Origin of the sequence: Streptomyces sp. NPDC003247 (assembly GCF_042888135.1) — a bacterium.
Classification (GTDB): domain Bacteria; phylum Actinomycetota; class Actinomycetes; order Streptomycetales; family Streptomycetaceae; genus Streptomyces.
In genome coordinates this window covers 745,030-764,649 of the sequence record NZ_JBIAPF010000004.1, presented here as the reverse complement: position 1 = coordinate 764,649, position 19,620 = coordinate 745,030, and the positions used below count along the sequence as shown (strand labels likewise).

Below are 19,620 nucleotides of genomic sequence, written 5' to 3'. Positions count from 1 at the left end.
GCTGCGGGGGCCTGTCGGTGTCCCGTGGCGTCGAGCATTGGTCTTGACCAAGGGTGGGGGCCGTCCTATGGTCGCAGAGAAGTACAACAACCTTTAATAAACAAGGGCGCGAAAACGCCGCCGGACCACGGTGATTGCGGAGGACAGGGTGGGGACCACGCAACTGGAATCGGTAGCGGAACCGAAGTACTGGCATCTGAGGACCGTGCTCACCGAGGCACTGGACTCCGAGTTCACCGTGGGCGAGATCCTCCCCAACGAGCGTGAGCTCGCCGCCCGCTTCGGCGTCGCCCGCGCCACGCTCCGGCAGGCGCTGGAGCAACTGGAGCTGGAGGGCCGGCTCCAGCGTCGCCGCGGCGTCGGCACCACCGTCGCGCCGCCCCGCGTGGGCGTCGACGTCGGCGCGGAGCGGCAGGACTGGCCGGGCGCCGGCGACGACGCCTGGCGGCCCGTCGACTGCGCGCTCGCGGCCCCGCCGGCCGCCGTCGCCGACGCCCTGGACACCGGCCGCGACACCCCCGTGCACATCGTGCGCCGCTCGCGCGTCTCGCACGGCCAGCCCGTCGCCGCCGAACTCCTCTACGTGCCGCACGCGTCGGTGCCCGACCTCACCGGCATCGACGCCCCGTCCGGGGCGGCACGCGCGCGTGCGGTGCTGCGCGCGTTGCAGCGCCTGGCGCTGGAGGGGCAGGACCGCGCCGTGGAACTGGGCTCGGCCCGCGCCGACGACGCCAAGGAACTCGACCGGCTGCCCGGCGCCCCGGTCCTCGTCGTCACCACCCGCTTCTTCACCGGGGGCCGCACCGCGGCGCTCTCCGTCGCCACCTACCGCGCCGACACCTGCCGGCTGACGTTCGGCGCGTCGGGCGGCGTGGAGATCCACCCCGGCCCGCAGCACCAGGCGTCCTGACGACCGCGGTCCGCATCGCCCGGCCGCCGGGCTCGCCGTGCGCCCCGCACGCCGGGCTCGCCGTGCGCCCCGCACGCCGGGCTCGCCGTACGGCCCGTGCGCAGGCCGACCGCAGTCCGCATCGCCCGGCCGCCGGGCTCGCCGTACGGCCGGCCCGCCGGGCGCGCCGTACGGCCCGTGCGCAGGGTCCGTCGTACGGGTCGGCCGTACGACGGGCTCCGGCCGGTCCGCCTCGGGCACCGACGGATCACCGCGCGGGCCTCCCGAGACCGAGCCGATCACCGCGCGGGCCTCGCGAGACCCCCTGAGCCGATCACCGCGCGGGCCGCCCGAGACCCCACAGGGCCGATCACCCCGTCGGCTTCCGAGACCCCACCGGGCGGATCACCTCCACCGCCCGCCCGGAACGCCACCGGACGGCACGACCTCCGCCACTCCCGGTCACTCCGGACCGCCCCGAACTGCTCCCGACCGCCCCTGCCCGCCCGCGAGGTGCCCCGGAGCACCCCCGGAGCACCCCCGGAGCGCCGCCCGGGACCGCCCGCGAGGTGCTCCGGACCACCCCCGGGCGCCGCCCGCCTCACGGGTGTCCCGCCGGGGAGCGCCCCGTCGCCGTCCCCTCCACCGTGAAGAGCTGTTCCTCCACGTGGTCGAGGGCCAGCCGCAGCGCCCCCGTCGCCACGGCCGCCTCCCCGAGCAGCGACAGGGCCACCCTCGGCGGCCGCAGGCAGTACCGTGCCAACTCCCGCCGCAGCGGCTCCAGTACGCCGTCCAGTCCGGCCGCCCAGCCGCCGACGACGACCAGCTCGGGGTCGAGGGCCAGGACCAGCGCGGCCACGTCGTGGACGAGCCGCTGGAGGAAGCGGTCCACGGCCGCGCGGGCCCGCTGGTCGCCCCGGCGGGCCTGGGCGAACACCTCGGCGACCGCCTGCTCGTCCAACGGGTGCAGCGGCTCGTCCGTCGTCGACAGCAGCGTCTCCGGCGTCACCTCCCGGCCCAGCAGGTGCAGCGCGCCGATCTCCCCGGCCGCCCCGCCGTACCCCCGGTGCAGCCGCCCGCCGATCAGCGAGCCGGCGCCCGGGCTCAGCCCCGCCAGCACGAACACCACGTCGTCGGACTCGGTGGCGCAGCCCTTCCAGTGCTCGGCGACGGCCGCCGCGTTGGCGTCGTTCTCGACCAGCACCGGACACTTGAAGGAGCGGCTCAGCCGTTCGCCCAGCCGCAGCCCCGTCCACTGGGGCAGCGCGGTCCCCAGCCGTACCGTCCCGTCGGCCTCGACGATCCCGGGCGTGCCGACCCCGACGGCCCGCAGGGAGCTGCGCGGGACGCCCGCCCGGCGCAGCAGCTCGGCGACCGCGGTCCGCAGCCGCTCCAGCCGCTCGTCCGCCGGGGCCGACTCGTCGACGTCCTTGGCCTGGGCGCCCAGCACCCGCCCGTCCAGGTCGGCCAGGAGCGCGGCCACCCGGTGCGCGCCGATCTCCAGACCCAGCAGATGACCGGCCTCCGCACGGAACCGGAACCGCCGCGCCGGACGCCCCTGGCGTCGGGCGGCACCCTCCTCGGCCGCCTTCTCGACGACGAGACCGGCGCCGATGAGATCCTCGACGACCCCCTCGACGGTCGGCCGGGACAGACCGGTCACCCGGGTGATCTCCGTCAGCGTCGCGCAGTCGGCGGCACGCAACGCGTGCAGCACCACCGCGGAGTTGATCCTTCGCAGCAGCGAGGGATCCCCGCCGGTCAGCCGCCCCAACGTCCGTCCTCCCAGCTCGTGCGCGTGTGGGGCGGATCGTACTCGGCGCGGCGGACCCCGGCGAGTGCCGAACCCGCACACGGGCCGAGGCGCCCCGGCTCAGCCCGCCGCCACGAACCCCGACTCGTACGCCGTGATCACCGCCTGGGTGCGGTCCCGCGCCCCGAGCTTGGCCAGCACCGCGCTCACATGGGACTTGACCGTCTCCGCCCCGACGACCAGCCGCGCGGCGATCTCCGCGTTGGACAGCCCGCGCGCCATCAGCCGCAGCACCTCAGCCTCCCGCTCGGTCAGCCGGGCCCGCGCCAGCACGTCCCGGGCCGCCCGGCTGCCGTGCCCGTCGCCGTACTCGGCGGCGAGCCGTCGTACCGACGCCGGGAACAGCAGCGAGTCACCCGCCGCGACCAGTCGCACCGCGTGCACGATCTCGGCCGGCCGGGCCCGCTTCAGCAGGAACCCGTCGGCGCCCGCGCGCAGCGCCTCGTACACGTACTCGTCGTTCTCGAACGTCGTCACCACGACGATCTTCGGAGGCTCCGCCACCGTCCGCAGCACCGCACGCGTCGCCTCGATGCCGTCCATCAGCGGCATGCGGACGTCCATGGCGACCACGTCGGGCCGCAGGCTCCGCACCAGCGGGATCACCGCCGCCCCGTCGGCGGCCTCCCCCACGACCTCGATGTCGGGCTGCGCCTCCAGCACGGCGCGCAGACCCGCGCGGACCAGGGGTTCGTCGTCGACGAGCAGGACGGTCACCGGCATCCGGCCAGCGTAGATCAGGACGTGGTGTGCGCCGGCACCGCTGCGCGGGGCGGCAGGCCGGCGGCGGGGGCGGGGAACCAGTCCTCGGCCTCGTGCCGGAGGCCGCGTCGCGTGGCCTCCAGCGCCACCTCCCGGAACGGCAGCCCGAAGCGAAGAGCGAGCGCGGTGAGGTCGGCCAGGGACAGCTCGGTGCTCCGGCAGTCCTCCGCCGTCGGCCCCGCGGCGCCGGAGGGGGCGGCCAGGCAGGCCGCCAGGACATCGGCGGGTGTGGGATCGGCGAAGGACTCCGGCGGTGTCTCGACACGGCAGCCGAGGGCCGTCAGCCTCTCGGCCAGTTCCGCCGGGGGACGGCCGAGGCGGAGGGCCGCCGCACGGACGTGGGCCGCCGGTACGACCGTGGAGGTCCGGCCTTCCGCGTCCCAGTCGGTGACGTACCTCGTGACGAGGCTCAGATCGTCCGTGGTCAGCCCGTCGAGCACCGGATCCTCGCGCGGCACCGTGTAACCGAGGTCGGCCAGACGCCGGCGGACATCGGCGAGCGGGACGTTCCGGGCGAGGGCGATCTGGCGTACGTGGTCGCGGCTCATCGGTGTGTCCGCGTCGGGATAGTGCCCCAGCCCCGATGCCCTGGCGCTGAGCATGAGCAGGTCCTCGTCGGTGATCCCGGCCCACCGGGGTGCCACCTCCGGTGGGGTGAACCCGTGCAGCCGCAGCCGCTCGGCCACGGCGTCGGGGTCGAGGCCGGTGGCTCTGGACGCTCCGATGAGGTGGGGCACGGGAATGTCGCGGTTCGGGTCCAGCCAGGGGCCCTGCCCGTCCAGGTCGCGGCTCAGGATGCGGCGGTCGGTGTCGTCGAGGGGCATGGCGCCGAACCGGTGCCCCGGCACCTCGATGCGCAGCTCGCCCGCGCGCGCGGCGACGGCCGCGGGCGAGGCGAGCGTCGCCAGGGAGGCGACGGCGACCTGCGCGACGGACAGCGCGTCGGTCCCGGCCCGGCCGGATCCGTCCTCGGTCCGGTACAGGGCCTCCAGGAGGGAGACGTCCCCCTCGCCGGGCCGTACGTCACCCCGGAGCGGGGCGGCCACGGTGTATCCCAGCCGCGTCAGACGCTCGGCCGCCTCCGGCACCGTGGTGCGGGCGCGGGCCGCGGAGTACACCAACTGCGGCCAGGACAGGGGGGTCTCCGGAAGGAGTCGGGCGCCGTACGAGTCCACCTGCCGCAGATACGCCAGGTCGTCCGGTCCCAGCTCCGGGGAGACGCGCAGGTCGGCCACCCGGAAGCCCAGGGCGGTGAGGCGCTGCTCCACCTCGCGCACGGTCCGCCCGGTCGACTCCACCCACCGGAGCACGTCGTCCAGCTCCAGCTCCTCCGTGTCGTCCGCCCACGCGGGAAGGGAGTCGATGAGGGGAAGGCCGGTGTCGTGCACCGTCGACGACAAACCGGTCTCCACGGGAAAGCCCCTGCGGCGCGTGTCGTACGGGTTGTCCGTGCGCCAGGCCGTGAGGCGTTGCCTCCAGACGCCTGCCCCGTCACGGGACGTGCGGCTGAGCAGGGTGAGGTCGGTGGGCAGCGCCGTCAGAGGCTCGGTGCCGGCGACGACGTCGGTCGTCGGCCCGCCCAGACCCGCGCGCAGGTAGGACAGCAGACGCCAGCGGACGACGTACTCCGGCAGGCAGGAGACGAACAGGTGGTCGTGGAGCGGCCGAGCCCGGCCGTCCTGCGGCGGCCGTCCGGTGACGGCCCGCAGGATCAGCTCGTCCGGCGGGAACAGGCCGCTCGTGGCGACGGGCACCTCGTGCCCGAAGACGTCCCAGGTGTTCCCGGCCGCCGCGGCGTGTTCCAGGCACTCCACGGTGAGCTTCTCGTCGCTGCCCGCCAGCCTCAGCGCCCACGCGTAGGAGAACACGGGGCTGCTGATCAGCGTGGGGATGCCGTCCACGAGGAGCTGTCGTACGGCGGCCTCGTCGTACCGCTGGAGTTCCACGCGGTCCACGGAGAGCAGTTCCGGCCGCAGATCGTCCCGGAGGTCGACGACCATGCCGAAGGCGTCGTCGCCCGTCTTGACGCCGTCCGCCAGATACACGCCCTTTCCGTCGACCCAGTACAGCCTCCCACCGGGCGCCCGGGCGGCCGCCACCCGCTTGCCGCGCCCGTGCCGCCACAGCGGGCTCACATGACCCGACTGGTGCTGCTCGAGGGCCTCCCCGCGCAATCGGTCCGCCTCCCACCGCACGGGCGTCCCGCCCATCGAGGCGGTGGTGCGGTACGGGGCGATCCACAGATGCTCGCTCAGCACCTGCACGCAGGACAGCGGGCCTTCGCCCTCCTCCGGCGGGTTGAGATAGAGGGTGACCGTGGTGCCCGCGTCCCGCTCCGGATCGTCCGGCAGCGGATCGATCCGGAAGAGGGTGCCGGGACCGGCGATGGACACCCGCAGACCCTGCCCCGGACGCCCCTCCATGCTGAGCCGGCAGGTCTCGACGGTGATCTCGTCGGCGAGCATGAAATAGCTGAGCACTCCGATGCCGAAGCGGCTGTTGGGATACAGCTTGAGATCCTCGGCGTGCTGCTGCCACAACGCCATCTCCCGCACGTACTCGGGCAGATGGACGAAGCGTGCGCCGGCTTCGGCGAAGGCGTGCCGGATCTCGTTCACGCCCATGCCGATGCCGGTGTCCGTGCAGCGCAGGTAGTGCCGGCCCTGGGAGTCGACGCCCTGCTTGAAGGTGATGAGGCCCTCCCACTCCGGGAGCGGGCGTCCCATGCGGCGCAGGTACCGCGTGCGCAGCTCCCGGTGGCGGCAGGCGTCCAGGGCGTTCTGGTACAGCTCGCGGACGGCGAGCTCCGGATTCTTGTACAGGTTGCGCCCCATGAGCAGGTCGAGGACCCGCTCCTCGTCGGCGCGGAACCGGATCGCCTCCCGCAGGTGCTGCGGGGCGTCGAGCTCGGGCTCGGCGCGGGCGGGCAGGTTCTCCAGCGGCCGCAGGTCCATCGGCAGATCGGACTGCTTGCCGATGTCCCGCAGCAGTCCGTCGACCTGGTCGCAGTACATCTCGACCGCGAGCGTCCCCACGTGATGCCGGGTGGTGGCGCGCAGGGTGATGCTCTTCGCCACCCGGTCCCAGTACGACTTCTGCAGACACGTCCGCAGTTCGTGGAGGTCGACCTGATGGCGGACGCCGAGGTTCTGGACGAGGACCTGCGGCAGGGCCTGTGGGGTGACGGCCCGGGCGCGGGCGAGCTTGAGCAGGGTGGCGAGGAGGCGTTCGCGCACGTCGTGCTGGTCGGCGTCGCCCTGCGCCACCACGGACCGGACGCGGGGCGCGGCGCCCTCGACGCCGGTCTGGGCCTCCGGCTGGTCGCCCGACCCGAGCAGCGAGAAGGGCGACAGCCGGAGTTCGTTCACCAGCCGGAGCAGGACACCGGAGCCCAGGGCCCGGGGCACCCAGTCGGCCAGGTCGTCGGCGGGTGGTGGCAGCAGGGGGTCGACGACGGACTGGTGGTAGCTCTCACCGCGGTGCAGCAGCCAGCGGTGGAACAGCCACCAGCGGATCTGTGCGACCGCCGGGGCGTTGCCCGCCCGCCGCGCCTGCTCGAGCCGCCGCCGTTCCCGCGGGTAGCGCTCGATGAACGTGGTGAACTGCGGCGGATCGTCCTGGAGCACCTGTGCCTCGGTCGCCGCCAGACGGACCTCGACCGTGTGCGCCAGGAACGGGGTGAGCGCCAGCAGGGCGGCTTCCGTGGGCATCAGGTCGGTCAGCGCTCGGGGACGCTCGGAGGACGGCGCGCCGATGAGCAGTTGGGCCAGCTGGCCGCTCGTCCGCTCGACGTGCGTGGGGTCGTGCCAGGGATCGTCCGTGAGCCGCGGGGCGTGCAGGTCGTTCTCGGCCGCCAGCCGCGCGGTGATCTCCGCGCACCGCTGCTTGAGCGCGGCCACGGGCCCCGTCCAGGACGCGGGCACGAGGCTCCAGGCGCGGTGCTCGGTGACGATGTGCACCCAGGCGTGGTCCGCGTACGAGCGGGTGGGGGGATCTTCCTCGGCGCCCGGCAGGGAGGGCAGGACGACGATCTCGTCGCGTACGGGCCCACTGGTGATCTGGTGGTCGACCTGCTGCGGCCGGCCGTTCTTCCCGCACACGGTGTGCAGTTCGTCGATGCGGGTCTGGAGAGAGGCCAGCAGCTGGGTGAGCGTCATCCGGGGGCGGTGTTCGCGGACGAGGTCCGTCAGCGCCCGGGTGAACAGGCTGAAGGGGGCCGCCCCGGCTGCGTCGCCCCCGGCGCCGCCCTTCGCCCACAGGGCCTTCTCCAGCGGCGAGCAGGCGAAGATCCGGGCGACCTTCCGCCGCCGCTCGAGCTTCCAGTCCAGGTCCGGTGCGCGCCGCACGAGGCGCCCGCGCCCCTTCGCCTCCTCGCGGACGCCTTCCCGGCAGGTGTCCAGGAGGAAGACGACCGTGTCCGCCTGGCTCCGGGAGACCGCACCCGCCGCCCAGTCGACCGGGACGGACTCCTCGACGTGGTCGTCGAAGGGGTGCAGGCCCTCCGGAACGATGTAGTCGCGGCCCTCGTGCTGGATCCCGTGACCGCTGACGACGATCAGCAGGGTGTCGTTCATCCGGGCGTTCGCGAGCGCTTTGTTGATGCTGCTGCGGATGTGGGAGGCGTTGATGCCGGTTCCGTGATCGTCCACGTAACCGCGTGCCACCAGTTCGACCTCGAAGTCCCTGGCGGTCAGGGCGACGCGCAGTTGTTCGAGCTCGGCGGGGATGAAACCGAGTGAGGAGAAGTCCCCCTGCGTCGACTGGTAGTCGCTCGCTCCCACGAGCAAGGCGAGATGGCGCCCCATGGGATCACTGCTTGAAGATCAGGGTGATCGCACGCGTCCCCTGCACCTGTCCGGTGCCGATCAACTGCACACCGCCTCCGGCCGTGATCTGGAAGGAGAGGTGCGCCTCCTGGAGGGGCAGCGACCCTCCGCGGGCGGCGACGTCCGCGAACAACTGCTGGAGGGCGTCCACCGTCGCCGTGAGGTTCTTCCGCAGGGGGCCGAGGGGGACCTGCTGGAGCACGGCGTCGCCGTTGCGGCTGAGCAGTCCCTTGGACTCGTCCAGAAGCTCGTCGATGTCGTCGGCGGCCACCCAGACGGGCAGGGTGGACTCGGTCAGGGGCTGTTCTTCGGACGACATGGGCACACGGCTCCCGAATTCGAGGTCCTTCGCAGATGAGGAGATGGTAAAGCAACGTGTGCGCAAGTGAGGGGAGTTGACGTCGATCAGCGCGAACGCGGGCGTACCGCACCCGAAGCGATCGGGATCTCGGCCCGCACCCGCCACTCGCCCCCGTGCGGTCCGATCGACGCCCGTCCGCCCAGCAGCGCGGTCCGCTCACGCATGCCGCGCAGCCCGTCGCCCCGGCCCGGGCCGGGTATACGGGCGGCCAGCGGATTGCGCACCTCCAGGCTGAGGACGTCGCCGGCGACCCCGACGCGGACCCGGACGGGGACGGCGCCCGCGTGCCGCAGGACGTTCGTCAGTGACTCCTGGAGGATGCGGTAGCCCTCGCGGGAGACCGGGCCCGGGACGGTGTCCAGCGGGCCGGTCAGGTCCGCGTCGACCTCCGCACCCGAGGCCCGGGCGGAGTCGAGGAGGCGGTCGGCGTCGGTGAGCGTCGGGCGGCTGCCGACCGGGCGCTCCGACTCGCGCAGGACGCCCAGGACGCGTTCCAGGTCCTCCAGGGCGGCGCGGCCGGTCTCCTCGATGGCGTCCAGGGCGCGGGCCGTGAAGGCGGGATCGCCCGCCGCCCGCGCCGCGCCCGCCTGGACGACGGCGACGGTCAGGGCGTGGCCGATCGAGTCGTGCAACTCGCGTGCGATGCGCGTCCGCTCCAGGAGCTGTTCGGTGCGCTCCTCCAGGGCGGCGAGCCGCTCCGCGGGCGAGGGGCCGAGGAGGCGCCGGGCGAGGACGGTGATCAGCCGGCCGGAGGCGACGACGACGGCGGCCAGCGCCATCAGCGGGAGCGGCGTGATCCAGGCGTACCACCCGTGGTGGCCCGGGACCTGGACGAACGTGGCGGGGTCGGGGCTGCCTCCCCGGGCGGTGCGCGCCAGGTCGTCGGTGAGCAGGGGGAGGTGGATGGTGAGGAAGGCCACCGCACACCCCAGGAACAGCCGGATCTCCAGCCACAGGACGGTGCGCGCACGGTCGCCCCGGGTGGCGGACGGCGCGACGACGATCTCCGGGTGCCCGCCGTCGTGACGCCCGCCGACGAGCAGCAGCCTGGCCTGAAGCCCCTCGACGGTCCGCAGCGCGGGCAGCAGCCCGGCGCAGCCGAGCAGGACGAACGCCGTGAGCGCCGCCCACAGCGGATCGAAGACGTACCACCACATGGCCGGCCACACGACGGCCATGAACAGATGCAGCCACCGTGTGTACGTCACCGCCCGGACGAACGGGCGCAGCGAGCGGACCATGCCGTCATCGTCCCAGCCGCCACCGACAACGGACCTCCCCCGCACGGGGGAGACGGACTCCACCGCCGGGGGAGGCCCTGCGCCCCGCCCAACGGCCATGCTCCGGCCATGACCGGCATCGAAGTCCGGAACCTCACCAAGGAGTACGGCACCCGGCGAGCCGTCGACGACCTCACCTTCGACGTCCTCCCCGGCCGCGTCACCGGCTTCCTCGGCCCCAACGGCGCCGGGAAGTCCACCACCATGCGGCTCGTGCTCGGCCTCGACCGGCCGGCCTCCGGCTCCGCCACCCTCGGCGGCCGCCGCTACAGCACCTTCCGCGAACCCCTGCGCCACGTGGGCGCGCTCCTCGACGCGCAGGCCGCGCACGGCTCCCGTACCGGACGCGACCACCTGCTGACGCTGGCGGTGAGCAACCGCATCCCGCGCGGCCGGGTCGACGAGGTGCTGGCGGAGACGGGTCTGGCGTCGGTGGCGCGGCGCCGGGTGAGGACGTACTCCCTGGGCATGCGCCAGCGCCTCGGCATCGCGGCGGCCCTGCTCGGCGACCCCGAGGTGGTCCTGCTCGACGAACCCTCCAACGGCCTCGACCCCGAAGGCATCGTGTGGATCCGGGCGTTGCTGCGCCGGCTCGCGGGGGAGGGCCGTACGGTCCTGGTCTCCAGCCACCTCATGAACGAGACGGCGTCCTTCGCCGACCACCTCGTCGTCCTGGGCCGGGGACGCCTCCTGGCCGACACCCCGATGCGGGAGTTCATCGACGCGCGCGTGCGCCCGCGCGTACGGGTCAGCACCACGGACCCCGTCGCGCTCGGACGCGCCCTGGCCCCGCACGGCCACCACGCCGTGGAGCACGACGACGGGCACTGGACCGTCGACCACGCGCGCGTGGACGACATCGGACGCCTCACGTCCGCCGCGGGAGTGCCGGTCCTCGAACTCGCCACGGAGGAGGGAACGCTGGAGCAGGCCTACTTCGACCTGACCACGACCGAGACCGAGTTCACCGCGCGGCCGCAGGAGGCCTGACATGTCGTTCGCACCCGTCCTCCACTCGGAGTGGCTGAAGATCCGCACGCTCCGCTCGCTGCTCGGGGCGCTGCTCGCGCTCTTGGCGGTGACCACGGCGTTCTCCGCGATCGCGGGCGTCTCCGAGACGTCCGAACCGGAGTTCGACCCACTGTTCGCGGCCCTGTCCGGTGTCACACCCGGTCAGATCGCCGCGATCTCCTTCGGGGCCATGGCCGTGTCCTCGGAGTTCCACGGGGGCGCGCTGCGGCTCTCGCTCACCGCGGTGCCGTGGCGCGGACGGTGGTTCGCGGCGAAGGCGACGGCGATCGCCGTACCCGTGCTGGCCGTCGGGCTGGTCACGGCCTTCACCGCCCTCGTCGCCGCCAGGGCGGGGCTCGGTGACGCGGCGAGCGGTCTCACCGTGGGCGAGCAGGCGCGCGGTGTCGTGGGCTGCGGGATCTACCTGACCCTGATGGCGCTCCTCGCGGCCGGTCTCACGGCCGTGCTGCGCAGCGGGGTGGGCGCGCTGTCCCTGCTGATCCCGTTCCTCGTCGTGGTCTCGTTCGTGATCGGGGACGTGGCCGGAGGAGCCACCGACTTCCTGCCCGACAAGGCGGGCCAGGTGGTCCTGTACGAGACGCACGACGGCTCGCTCGGAGCGTGGTCCGGGCTCGGGGTGACGGCGCTGTGGACCGCCGCCGCGCTCCTCGCGGGCGCATGGAGCGTGCGGCGCCGGGACGCCTGACGCGGGAGGCCTGAACCGCGAAACCTGACGCGGGAGGCCCGGTCGGCGACGCCGCATCCGCGACGCCCGATCCACGACGCCTGATCCGCACGGTGTCTGACGCCACGCCACTTGTCAGTGGCGGCCTGTTTACTGGCTCGCATGGACATCGCACGCTGCCTCGCCACCGTCGACCTGCTGTGCGCCCGGGACTTCCCCGCGGAGCACGGCAGGACGGACGTGGGCACGGGCGGACCCGGTTATCTCGTCGCCGAGTTACAGACCAGCGGCGACTTCTGGGAGGACGACGGGACGGAGTGGGAGGAGACGGAGGCGCAGTACGAGGCCGACCGGGACGGGCTGACGGAGCGGCTCGCCGACCGCTGGGGCCCACCGGACCGCATCAGCCTGGCGAGCACGCTGGAGCGCTCCCTGGACGGCGAGGACATACCCGAGCCCTGGGCCTCCCTCAGCGCGCACGTGCCGGACCTCCACCTGTGGCGGTCGCCGGACACCGCGCGCTGGATAGCCCTCGGGGTCTCCCAGTGGGACAAGGAGCTGCCGTTCCAGCTGCTCGCCGTCGTCACCGAGACGGATCCGCCGTAGTGGGCGGATCCGTCCGGGCCGCGACCCGCAGCCGCGCGAACTCCTCCGCCATCGTCGCCGCCGTCCAATGGGCGTTGAGCCCGCTGGGATTGGGCAGCACCCACACCCGCGTGTCCCCGATGACCCGCTCCTGCGGGCCCACCGTGGCCTTGCGGTCGTCGAACGCCGCCCGGTAGGCCGTGACGCCCACCACGGCCAGCCAGAGCGGTTTCAGCCGGGCCACCTTCTCCGCCAGCAGCCGCCCGCCCTCGCGGTACTCCTCCGCCGTGATCTCGTCGGCGCGGGCGCTGGCCCGCGCGACCACGTTGGTGATGCCGAGCCCGTACTCCAGCAGCTCCCGCTGTTCCTCCGGCTTCAGCAGGCGCGGTGTGAAACCCGACAGGTGCAGCACCGGCCAGAAGCGGTTGCCGGGGCGGGCGAAGTGGTGGCCGGTCGCCGCCGTCATCAGCCCCGGGTTGATCCCGCAGAACAGCACACGCAGACCGCCCGCGACCACGTCCGGGACGAGACGGTCGCGGGCGGCCTCCAGGTCCGCCTGGGTGAAGCGGGTCAGAGGATCGCTCCGGGGGTGTACCCCGCGGCCTCGGGGCGCTGCTTCACGATCTCCTCGATCCGGCCGACGACGACGGCCACCTGGGCGCCGGCGGCACCCGTGAAGGACAGCTTGTCGGCCATCAGCGCGTCGAGCCCGGCGCGGTCCAGCGGGATGCGCTCGTCGGCGGCGAGCCGGTCCAGCAGCTCGTTGCGCTCGGCGCCCTGCTCACGCATCGCCAGCGCGCAGGACACGGCGTTCTCCTTGATCGCCTCGTGCGCGATCTCCCGGCCGACGCCCGCGCGCACCGCGCCCATCAGCACCTTGGTGGTGGCGAGGAACGGCAGGTAGCGGTCCAGCTCACGCGCCACGACCGCCGGGAAGGCGCCGAACTCGTCGAGCACCGTCAGGAACGTCTCCAGCAGGCCGTCCAGGGCGAAGAACGCGTCGGGGAGCGCCACCCGGCGGACCACCGAGCAGGACACGTCGCCCTCGTTCCACTGGTCGCCGGCCAGCTCGCCCGTCATCGACGCGTAGCCGCGCAGGATCACCATCAGGCCGTTGACGCGCTCGCAGGAGCGGGTGTTCATCTTGTGCGGCATCGCGGAGGAGCCGACCTGGCCCGGCTTGAAGCCCTCGGTCACCAGCTCGTGCCCGGCCATCAGCCGGACCGTCTTCGCCAGCGACGACGGCGCCGCCGCCAGCTGCACCAGCGCGGTGACGACCTCGTAGTCCAGCGAGCGCGGGTACACCTGGCCGACCGAGGTGAAGGCCTGGGCGAAGCCCAGGTGGTCGGCGATGCGCTGCTCCAGGCCGGCCAGCTTGGAGGCGTCCCCGCCGAGCAGGTCCAGCATGTCCTGCGCGGTGCCGACCGGGCCCTTGATGCCGCGCAGCGGGTAGCGGCCCAGCAGCTCCTCGACCCGCCCGTACGCCACGAGCAGTTCGTCGGCGGCGGTCGCGAACCGCTTGCCGAGGGTGGTGGCCTGCGCGGCCACGTTGTGGGAGCGGCCGGCCATGACCAGCTCGCCGTACTCGCCGGCCAGCTTGCCCAGACGGGCGAGGACGGCCACCGTACGGTCGCGCATCAGCTCCAGCGAGAGGCGGATCTGGAGCTGTTCGACGTTCTCCGTGAGGTCGCGGGAGGTCATGCCCTTGTGGACGTGCTCGTGCCCGGCGAGGTCGTTGAACTCCTCGATCCGCGCCTTCACGTCGTGGCGCGTGACCTTCTCGCGCTCGGCGATCGAGGCCAGGTCGACCTGGTCGAGGACGCGCTCGTAGTCGGCGATCGCCGCGTCGGGCACCTCGATCCCGAGGTCCTTCTGCGCCTTCAGCACGGCGAGCCAGAGCTGACGCTCCAGCCTCACCTTGTGCTCGGGCGACCAGAGCGTGGCGAGCTCGGCGGAGGCGTAGCGTCCGGCGAGGACGTTCGGGATGCGGGGCTTGGCGGGAGCGGAAGTCACGTGTACGGAGTTTACCTACCGTCCACAGTGGTCCGTCACCGTCTACGCAGTGTGAGAACGCCCAGGTCAGGGGCGGTCGGTGCGGTCGCCTCGCGAACAGTGCGTGACAGGTGTGTGCCCGGTGTGTGACAGGGGCGGCCCCGCCCCGGTGGCCTTCCACCGGGGCGGGGCCGTGTTCCGGACGCTCCGCCGGGCGCGTACGGCTCAGCAGTAGCGCCGCTCGGCCCGTGCGTACCCGGAGCTGTAGCCGTCGGCGTAGCCGCGGGTGTAGTCGTCGTTGCTGAAGCCGTACTTCTTCGCCTTCTCGCGCCGGCAGTCGTCCCTGGCGTCCGCGTACCCGTCACGGAAACCGTCCCTGAAGCCCCGTCGGTAGTCCCGTGGGCTGTCCACCACCGTGGACACGCCGGCGTGAGGTGTGTTCGGCGTGGCCGCCGACGCCTGCTGGAGGGTGACAGGGGTGAGGACCACGCCGACGGCGAGGAGGAGGGCACCGAGGGCGGTGGCCCGCTTTCCGCTGTGTGCACGCATGACTGTCCCCTTTCGGGGCGTGGGTCAATTGGTCACATTCCACTTTATTCACCCGAACGGGTGCCGCAACTCGCCATGTCCAATGGCGAATTACCGAGGTGCCGTTCTCCGTCGCACGCCTACGCCGGCGGGACCTCGTACGGCAGCAGCTCGGGGCGCTTGGGGGGCAGGCCGTCGCCGGAGGAGCGGCCGGTGAGCCGGCGGCCTATCCACGGCAGCAGGTGCCGCCGGGCGAACCGGGCGTCCGCCACGCGCCGCGTGAGCCAGCCCGGCGGCGGCGTCGCGGGCATCGGCGTGTGCCAGTCGGTGTCCTCGGGATCGTGGCCGAGGGCCTGCCAGACCGCCTCGGCGACCCGGCGGTGGCCCTCGGCCGTCAGGTGCAGCCGGTCCACGTCCCACATCCGCGGGTCGCCCAGGGAGGGGGCGCCGTACAGGTCGACGACCAGGGCGTCGTGGCGGGCGGCGAGGCCGTCGACGCAGGCGAACAGCTCCTCCATGCGCGGCCTGAACCGCTCCAGGACCGGGCCCTGCCGGCCGGGGCTGCGCATCAGCACCAGCCGTTTGCAGGACGGGGCCAGCCGCTCCACGGCCTCCGTCAGCAGGCCCGTGACCCGGCCCATGTCGCACTTCGGGCGCAGGGTGTCGTTCAGGCCGCCGACCAGGGTGATCACATCGGCGCCCATCGCGGCGGCCACGTCCACCTGCTCCTCGACGATCTGGCCGATCAGCTTGCCGCGCACCGCGAGGTTGGCGTACCGGAAGCCGGGCGCGCGGGCCGCCATCCGGCCCGCCAGGAGGTCCGCCCAGCCGCGGTAGGTGCCGTCGGGCAGCAGGTCCGACATGCCCTCGGTGAACGAGTCGCCGACCGCGACCAGGCTGGAGTACGGGGGTGTGGTGTTCGTCTGCATGGCGTCAGCGATGGTATCCCGCCGGGCATACCCAGCGGTCGGTCACCCCCGCCGCCCGCGCTCGCCCACCTCCGCCGCCCGCGCCCGCTCAGGCCCGCTGTCCGAACAGCTCGCGCAGCACGTCCTCCATGGTCACCAGCCCGGCGAGCCGCCCGTCGGCGCCGATCACGGCCGCCAGGTGCGTCCGGCTGCCCCGCATGGCCGTGAGGACGTCGTCCAGGGGCGTCGTCTCCCGTACGCGCGCGATGGGCCGCAGGTCCCGCAGCCGGAACGCCTCGTCCCGGGGCGAGGCGTCGAGCGCGTCCTTCACGTGCAGGTACCCGACGATCCGGCGGCCCTCGTCGACGACGGGGAAGCGGGAGAACCCCGACTCGCCCGCGAGCCGCTCCAGCCCCTCCGGGGTGACGCCCACGTGCGCGTAGACGACCCGTTCCAGGGGGACGACGACGTCCCGCACCGGGCGCCGGCCCAGTTCCAGGGCGTCGTGCAGCCGCTCCTGGGCGCGGTCGTCGAGGAGCCCGGCCTCACCCGCGTCCTTGACGATCTGGGCCAGCTCCGCGTCCGAGAACGTGGCCGTGACCTCGTTCTTGGCCTCGATCCGCAGCAGCTTCAGCAGCCCGTTCGCGAAGGCGTTGATCGCGAAGATCACCGGACGCAGCGCCCGGGAGAGCGCGACCAGCGGCGGGCCGAGCAGCAGTGCGCTGCGCACCGGCTCGGCGAGCGCGATGTTCTTCGGCACCATCTCGCCCAGCAGCATGTGCAGGTACGTGGCCAGGGTCAGCGCGATCACGAAGGACACCACGTGACCGGCCCCCTCGGGCACGCCGACCGCGTGGAACACCGGTTCCAGCAGGTGCTCGATCGCCGGTTCGGCGACCACACCGAGGACCAGGGTGCACAGCGTGATGCCGAGCTGGGCGGCCGCCATCAGCGCGGACACGTGCTCCAGGCCCCACAGCACGCTCCGGGCGCGCCGGTCGCCCTGTTCGGCGTACGGCTCGATCTGCGAGCGGCGTACGGAGATCAGCGCGAACTCCGCGCCGACGAAGAAGGCGTTGACGACCAGGGTCGCCAGGCCGATCAGCAACTGGACGGCGGTCACCGGCCGACCTCCTGTTCCGACGGGTCGTCGAGCGGCGCGTGCAGCAGCACCCGCGCGGCCCGGTGGCCGGACGCGTCGACCACGTCCATGCGCCAGCCGGCGGCCTCGACGCGGTCACCGACGGCCGGTATGCGGCCCAGCTCGGTGGCGACCAGGCCGGCGAGCGTCTCGTAGGGGCCCTCCGGGACGTGCAGGCCCACGCGCGCGAGCTGGTCGGTGCGGGCGGCGCCGTCGGCCGTGTACAGGGCGCGGCCGGTGTCGTCCGTGCCCGCGGGGGCGAGGTCGGGCGTCTCGTGCGGGTCGTGCTCGTCACGGACCTCGCCGACGACCTCCTCGACGATGTCCTCCAGGGTCGCCACCCCGGCCGTCCCACCGTACTCGTCGATGACCACGGCCATCGTCCGCTTCCCGGACAGCCGGTCCAGGAGACGGTCCACGGTCAGGCTCTCGGGCACCAGCAGCGGTTCGCGCATGATCTCGGCGACGGACACCCGGGTACGGCGCTCCGCGGGCATCGCCAGGACGTCCTTGATGTGGGCGGTGCCGACCACCTGGTCCAGGGTGTCCCGGTAGACGGGGAAGCGGGACAGGCCGGTCGCCCGGGTCGCGTTGGCGACGTCCTCGCAGGTCGCCCGGGCCTCCAGGGCGACGACCTGGACGCGCGGTGTCATCACGTTCTCCGCGGTCAGGTCGGCCAGGTTCAGCGTGCGCACGAACAGCTCGGCGGTGTCCGCCTCCAGCGCGCCCTGCTTGGCGGAGTGCCGGGCCAGCGCGACCAGCTCCTGTGGGCCGCGGGCGGAGGCCAGCTCCTCGGCGGGCTCCAGCCCGAACCGGCGCACCACGCGGTTCGCGGTGTTGTTCAGGTGCGTGATGAAGGGGCGGAAGGCGGCGCTGAACCAGCGCTGGGCGTTGCCCACCCGCTTGGCCACGGCCAGCGGGGAGGAGATCGCCCAGTTCTTCGGGACGAGCTCGCCGACGACCATCAGGAACACCGTCGACAGGGCTGTGCCCAGCACCAGCGCGACCGAGCTGGCCGCGGTGGCGGACAGACCGGCCGACTCCAGCGGCCCGGAGATCAGCGCGGCGATCGACGGCTCGGCGAGCATGCCGACGACCAGGTTGGTGACGGTGATGCCGAGCTGGGCGCCGGACAGCTGGAACGTGAGGTTGCGGACGGCCTTCAGGGCACCGGCCGCGCCGGTCTCGCCCCGCTCGACGGCCCGCTCCAGCTCGCTGCGCTCCACGGTCGTCAGCGAGAACTCGGCCGCTACGAAGGCGCCGCACGCCAGTGACAGCAGGATCGCCACCAGCAGCAGGAGGACTTCCGTCATCGTGTCACCTCCGTCCCATGGTCGGACAGGGCAGGGAGGATCGCGCGATGTCGCGTACTGGGAGGCTCGCCCATGGGCGGACGCTCACACCTTTCACGTTTCGAGACCGGTAGGAGGACCGTACGATCCGCACGGTCCCCCAAGTGTAAAGGATCGGCAAAGCGGCTGGTGGGTGAGGTCAGTCGGTGAGCGGCTTCACCCAGCGCCGCCAGCGCTCCTCGGGCGTGTACCCCGCAGCCCGCCAGGCATGGTGCGCGGTCTCGTTCCGCGTCAGCACCATGGCGTCGCCGCGCCGCCCGCCCAGCCGGACGAACCGCTCCTCCGCGGCGGCCAGCAGCGCCGAGCCGATCCCCTGGCGGCGGTGGTGCGGATGCACCGCCAGCCGGTACAGGTGGCAGCGCCACCCGTCGAACCCGGCGATCACCGTGCCGGCCAGCTCCCCGTCCCGCTCGGCCAGGATCAGCGCGTCCGGGTCACGGGCGACCAGCCGCTCCACGCCCTCCCGGTCGTCACTGATGCTCGTGCCCTCGGCGGCGGTCTTCCAGAAGTCCAGCACGGCGTCGAGGTCGTCGGGCGTCGCGGCCCGTATCCGCAGTTCAGACATGCCGGTGATCACACCACGGAGCGCGGGCCGAACGGCGGAATTCCAGCATCCGGACGCTCGTCACCGGCCCCGCAGTTCCGCGATCACGGGCGCGAAGGCCTCCACGTACGGCTCCAGCACCGTCAGGTACGAGAACCCGTAGCGCTCGCGCTGGGCGAGCACCTGCGCGACGATCTCCCGCAGCGTGCCGACCAGCAGGATGGGCAGCTCCAGCGCCTCTTCCGGCGTCAGGTGCGGCGCCCGCTCCAGGAGGGGACGGACGGCCGCCTCGCGGTCCTCGGTGACGACCACCATCTGGACCAGCAGGTTGAGCTCCGCCGGTTCCTCGCGCCCGCGCGCCAGCTCCCGGTACCGCGCCACGCGCTCGTCGAGAGCGCCGGCCGTGATCGGCGTCAGCCCGGTCGGGCTCCGCGCCCAGGCGCGTGCGCCGGTGAAGGCCGCGATGTCGGCGTGCTCGGCGGTGAGCTCCAGCATCCGGTCGCCGTTCGCGCCGATCAGCAGGGGCACCCTCGGCCCCGGCGACCGGTCCAGCTCCTCGACCGTGCGTCGCAGCCGGTCCACCCGTTCACCGGGCGACCCCCACGGCAGCCCCGCCGCCTCGTGCTCCGCCCGGACGTATCCGGTGCCCAGCCCCAGTTCCAGACGTCCGTCCGTCAGCGCGGCCGTCGTCGCCACCTCGCGCGCGAGCAGCGCCGGGTTCCAGAAACCGGCGTTGAGCACGAACGTGCCCAGACGCGGCCGCTCGGTCGCCGCGGCCGCCGCGACCAGGGAGGGGAACGGCGCCGGCATCCCCAGATGGTCGGGGACCAGCAGCACGTCGTAGCCGAGTTCCTCGACCCGGCGGCACTTGGCGCGCCACTCCCCGGCGGACGCGGGCTCGATCAGACTCGCTCCGAAGCGGAACGGGCGCGCCATGAACTCT

General features: G+C 73.4%; 17 protein-coding genes. 4 read left to right on the top strand and 13 right to left on the bottom strand.

Features of this window, described 5'->3' with window-relative positions; translation table 11 throughout:
* Window positions 1-148 precede the first annotated feature (148 nt).
* Window positions 149-910 (top strand): GntR family transcriptional regulator, encoded by a 762-nt coding sequence (locus ACFYWQ_RS17040; RefSeq protein WP_389517172.1) that lies wholly within the window; start codon window positions 149-151, stop codon window positions 908-910.
* Between the two features lie 580 nt (window positions 911-1,490).
* Here the strand turns inward: ACFYWQ_RS17040 and ACFYWQ_RS17035 are convergent.
* The 5 genes from ACFYWQ_RS17035 to ACFYWQ_RS17015 all read right to left on the bottom strand — a co-directional run bounded on the left by ACFYWQ_RS17035 (window position 1,491) and on the right by ACFYWQ_RS17015 (window position 9,892).
* Window positions 1,491-2,663: an ROK family transcriptional regulator gene (locus tag ACFYWQ_RS17035; protein WP_389517170.1), complete on the bottom strand. Its 1,173-nt coding sequence runs from the start codon at window positions 2,661-2,663 to the stop codon at window positions 1,491-1,493.
* 99 nt (window positions 2,664-2,762) lie between these two features.
* The gene (locus ACFYWQ_RS17030; RefSeq protein WP_389517168.1) at window positions 2,763-3,425 is read right to left on the bottom strand and encodes a response regulator; all 663 of its coding nucleotides are present in this window, start codon (window positions 3,423-3,425) and stop codon (window positions 2,763-2,765) included.
* Window positions 3,426-3,439: 14 nt separating this feature from the next.
* Window positions 3,440-8,269, bottom strand: a complete 4,830-nt coding sequence (locus ACFYWQ_RS17025) for a caspase family protein (RefSeq protein ID WP_389517167.1) — start codon at window positions 8,267-8,269, stop codon at window positions 3,440-3,442.
* 4 nt (window positions 8,270-8,273) lie between these two features.
* The gene (locus tag ACFYWQ_RS17020) at window positions 8,274-8,609 is read right to left on the bottom strand and encodes a hypothetical protein (protein WP_389517165.1); all 336 of its coding nucleotides are present in this window, start codon (window positions 8,607-8,609) and stop codon (window positions 8,274-8,276) included.
* A gap of 86 nt (window positions 8,610-8,695) precedes the next feature.
* Window positions 8,696-9,892: a sensor histidine kinase gene (locus ACFYWQ_RS17015; protein WP_389517163.1), complete on the bottom strand. Its 1,197-nt coding sequence runs from the start codon at window positions 9,890-9,892 to the stop codon at window positions 8,696-8,698.
* Window positions 9,893-10,000: 108 nt separating this feature from the next.
* On the opposite strand from ACFYWQ_RS17015, the gene ACFYWQ_RS17010 reads away from it, so the two are divergent.
* From ACFYWQ_RS17010 to ACFYWQ_RS17000, 3 genes are all read left to right on the top strand, one after another.
* On the top strand, window positions 10,001-10,921 hold the full coding sequence (locus ACFYWQ_RS17010) for an ATP-binding cassette domain-containing protein (RefSeq protein WP_389517161.1): 921 nt from the start codon (window positions 10,001-10,003) through the stop codon (window positions 10,919-10,921).
* A 1-nt stretch (window position 10,922) separates the two neighbouring features.
* On the top strand, window positions 10,923-11,648 hold the full coding sequence (locus ACFYWQ_RS17005; protein ID WP_389517159.1) for an ABC transporter permease: 726 nt from the start codon (window positions 10,923-10,925) through the stop codon (window positions 11,646-11,648).
* Between the two features lie 141 nt (window positions 11,649-11,789).
* Window positions 11,790-12,233, top strand: a complete 444-nt coding sequence (locus ACFYWQ_RS17000; RefSeq protein WP_389517157.1) for a hypothetical protein — start codon at window positions 11,790-11,792, stop codon at window positions 12,231-12,233.
* On the opposite strand, the gene mug is transcribed toward ACFYWQ_RS17000, so the two are convergent.
* From mug to ACFYWQ_RS16960, 8 genes are all read right to left on the bottom strand, one after another.
* The gene (mug, locus tag ACFYWQ_RS16995; protein ID WP_389517450.1) at window positions 12,211-12,786 is read right to left on the bottom strand and encodes a G/U mismatch-specific DNA glycosylase; all 576 of its coding nucleotides are present in this window, start codon (window positions 12,784-12,786) and stop codon (window positions 12,211-12,213) included. The genes ACFYWQ_RS17000 and mug overlap by 23 nt on opposite strands.
* Window positions 12,783-14,225 carry an adenylosuccinate lyase gene (gene purB, locus ACFYWQ_RS16990; protein WP_389517155.1) on the bottom strand — a complete coding sequence of 481 codons (1,443 nt, stop codon included), beginning with the start codon at window positions 14,223-14,225 and terminating at the stop codon, window positions 12,783-12,785. The genes mug and purB overlap by 4 nt, the downstream gene beginning before the upstream one ends.
* Window positions 14,226-14,429: 204 nt before the next feature.
* On the bottom strand, window positions 14,430-14,753 hold the full coding sequence (locus tag ACFYWQ_RS16985; RefSeq protein ID WP_389517153.1) for a hypothetical protein: 324 nt from the start codon (window positions 14,751-14,753) through the stop codon (window positions 14,430-14,432).
* 119 nt (window positions 14,754-14,872) lie between these two features.
* Entirely contained in the window at window positions 14,873-15,661 is a 789-nt protein-coding gene (locus ACFYWQ_RS16980; RefSeq protein ID WP_389517151.1) for an SGNH/GDSL hydrolase family protein, read from the bottom strand.
* 88 nt (window positions 15,662-15,749) lie between these two features.
* Entirely contained in the window at window positions 15,750-16,763 is a 1,014-nt protein-coding gene (locus ACFYWQ_RS16975) for a hemolysin family protein (RefSeq protein WP_389517149.1), read from the bottom strand.
* Window positions 16,760-18,094, bottom strand: a complete 1,335-nt coding sequence (locus ACFYWQ_RS16970) for a hemolysin family protein (protein ID WP_389517147.1) — start codon at window positions 18,092-18,094, stop codon at window positions 16,760-16,762. The genes ACFYWQ_RS16975 and ACFYWQ_RS16970 overlap by 4 nt, the downstream gene beginning before the upstream one ends.
* Before the next feature lie 178 nt (window positions 18,095-18,272).
* A complete protein-coding gene (locus ACFYWQ_RS16965; RefSeq protein WP_389517145.1) occupies window positions 18,273-18,698 on the bottom strand; it encodes a GNAT family N-acetyltransferase in 426 nt (141 codons plus the stop codon).
* A gap of 60 nt (window positions 18,699-18,758) precedes the next feature.
* Window positions 18,759-19,613 carry an LLM class F420-dependent oxidoreductase gene (locus ACFYWQ_RS16960; RefSeq protein ID WP_389517143.1) on the bottom strand — a complete coding sequence of 285 codons (855 nt, stop codon included), beginning with the start codon at window positions 19,611-19,613 and terminating at the stop codon, window positions 18,759-18,761.
* Window positions 19,614-19,620: the final 7 nt, after the last annotated feature.

Coding starts and splice junctions, on each gene's coding strand:
- ACFYWQ_RS17030 (WP_389517168.1), bottom strand. CDS start 3,425: ATGCCGGTGACCGTCCTGCTCGTCGACGACGAACCCCTGGTCCGCGCG.
- ACFYWQ_RS17025 (WP_389517167.1), bottom strand. CDS start 8,269: ATGGGGCGCCATCTCGCCTTGCTCGTGGGAGCGAGCGACTACCAGTCG.
- ACFYWQ_RS17005 (WP_389517159.1), top strand. CDS start 10,923: ATGTCGTTCGCACCCGTCCTCCACTCGGAGTGGCTGAAGATCCGCACG.
- ACFYWQ_RS16970 (WP_389517147.1), bottom strand. CDS start 18,094: ATGACGGAAGTCCTCCTGCTGCTGGTGGCGATCCTGCTGTCACTGGCG.
- ACFYWQ_RS16965 (WP_389517145.1), bottom strand. CDS start 18,698: ATGTCTGAACTGCGGATACGGGCCGCGACGCCCGACGACCTCGACGCC.
- ACFYWQ_RS17000 (WP_389517157.1), top strand. CDS start 11,790: ATGGACATCGCACGCTGCCTCGCCACCGTCGACCTGCTGTGCGCCCGG.
- ACFYWQ_RS16985 (WP_389517153.1), bottom strand. CDS start 14,753: ATGCGTGCACACAGCGGAAAGCGGGCCACCGCCCTCGGTGCCCTCCTC.
- ACFYWQ_RS17010 (WP_389517161.1), top strand. CDS start 10,001: ATGACCGGCATCGAAGTCCGGAACCTCACCAAGGAGTACGGCACCCGG.
- ACFYWQ_RS16980 (WP_389517151.1), bottom strand. CDS start 15,661: ATGCAGACGAACACCACACCCCCGTACTCCAGCCTGGTCGCGGTCGGC.
- ACFYWQ_RS16960 (WP_389517143.1), bottom strand. CDS start 19,613: ATGGCGCGCCCGTTCCGCTTCGGAGCGAGTCTGATCGAGCCCGCGTCC.
- ACFYWQ_RS17015 (WP_389517163.1), bottom strand. CDS start 9,892: ATGGTCCGCTCGCTGCGCCCGTTCGTCCGGGCGGTGACGTACACACGG.
- ACFYWQ_RS17020 (WP_389517165.1), bottom strand. CDS start 8,609: ATGTCGTCCGAAGAACAGCCCCTGACCGAGTCCACCCTGCCCGTCTGG.